Origin of the sequence: Xanthomonas populi (assembly GCF_002940065.1) — a bacterium.
Taxonomy (GTDB): domain Bacteria; phylum Pseudomonadota; class Gammaproteobacteria; order Xanthomonadales; family Xanthomonadaceae; genus Xanthomonas; species Xanthomonas populi.
Map to the genome: position 1 here is coordinate 1 of NZ_MDEJ01000333.1, position 509 is coordinate 509.

At 56.6% G+C, this 509-nt stretch carries 1 pseudogene; it reads left to right on the forward strand.

From position 1 onward, the window contains the following. Positions 1-137: 137 nt before the first annotated feature. A pseudogene (locus XpopCFBP1817_RS21170) lies at positions 138-471 on the forward strand (TorF family putative porin); the annotation flags it as partial. Between the last annotated feature and the right edge of the window lie 38 nt (positions 472-509).

Here is a 509-nt window from a genome sequence, read left to right on the forward strand (position 1 = left end):
GCTCGACGTCATGTTCCTCGGATTCCTGAGCTTCGTCCTGATCGTTGAAGGGCTTCGTATGTGTTAACAGGCCCTAATAAATTCATTGCAGCCACGCTTCGCGTCATCCGACCGACCAGGGTTCAAGAAGATTCTCCATGAAGCCCCCCCGGCTTGCTTGTTGCCTGTCGTTGTTGTTGCTGGGCGTGGTTCCGTTGGCGCAAGCGCAGGACGGAAAAGCGCCAGCTTCGCCATTCAGTGGCACCTTTGCGGTGACCAGCGATTATCTGTTCCGCGGCATTTGGCAGACCAACGAGGAGCCCGCCTTCCAGGCTGGACTCACGTACAAGACGCCGTTTGGCGTGTACATCTGCACCTGGACGTCCAATGTCGACTCCGGCAGGCGACCCGGGTTGGGAAGTGGATGGTTTTGTCGGCTACAACACCGATCTAAGAGCCCGTTCAAAGTCTTCCCGAATTATCCGATCATATGGAGATGAGAGCACGCTATCCCAGTGACGTCAGCCGCG